The 1018-nt window shown below is 51.4% G+C and carries 1 rRNA gene; it reads right to left on the bottom strand.

The window, feature by feature from the left end:
• Nucleotides 1-504, bottom strand: a 16S ribosomal RNA gene (locus JXR15_RS21010); the annotation flags it as partial.
• Nucleotides 505-1018 lie beyond the last annotated feature (514 nt).

Below are 1018 nucleotides of genomic sequence, written 5' to 3'. Positions count from 1 at the left end.
ATTCCGAACAACGCTACCCCCCTCCGTATTACCGCGGCTGCTGGCACGGAGTTAGCCGGGGTTTCTTTACCAGGTACTGTCCTTATCCTCCCTGGCGAAAGCGCTTTACGACCCTAGGGCCTTCATCACTCACGCGGCATGGCTGGATCAGGCTTGCGCCCATTGTCCAAGATTCCCCACTGCTGCCTCCCGTAGGAGTCTGGGCCGTGTCTCAGTCCCAGTGTTGCTGATCATCCTCTAAAACCAGCTATAGATCGTAGACTTGGTAGGCCGTTACCCCACCAACTATCTAATCTAACGCGGGCTGATCCAAATCCGATAAATCTTTCCCCCGAAGGGCGTATAAGGTATTACTCACCGTTTCCAGTGGCTATTCCTTAGATCTGGGTACATTCCCACGCGTTACTAACCCGTCCGCCGCTCACTCCGAAGAGTGCGCTCGACTTGCATGTGTTAAGCCTGCCGCCAGCGTTCGTTCTGAGCCAGGATCAAACTCTCAAGTTGAAAAGCTGTTACCAGCTTATCCTTGACGTTCGAACCTCTGCACATCGCACCAGGAGGCTAATCCTGATGCACTCATACCGTTTGGTTGTGCTTCAGTTTCCAAAAGAAACAAAAGCCGTCCAAACAGTGAAGCTGTTGTAACTCTATAATCAGGCCGAAACCCTAAGAGCCGATATGCAGGTGTTTGTTCATCGAAATGAACCAAACCGCCCTCATATCTCTTCAGTGTATTCTATTTTCAAACAACGTCGGAGCCTAAACCCCAGAGACAAAACCAACCGACCGCGCTACTAACTTACTAGCGCAACCCGCTGACAATCCTCAATCTTTTTTGAAACTTCCCAGTTTGAAGCGCCGCTCCGTCCCAGTCCGTCCCGCCGTTGTGCGCCTCAGCGCCGCCGGTGAAGGGGGTTCTAAGGTTATACCAACCCAGCCGCAAGCGCTTTTTTCAACTTTCCGCAAAAAACAGCCAGCTTTCTACAAAACTCAACAATTTCAACACCCTAAACAGACC

The sequence above is a fragment of the Shimia sp. genome (genome assembly GCF_049116215.1).
Lineage (GTDB): Bacteria > Pseudomonadota > Alphaproteobacteria > Rhodobacterales > Rhodobacteraceae > Shimia.
This window is presented reverse-complemented; position numbering and strand designations above follow the sequence as displayed.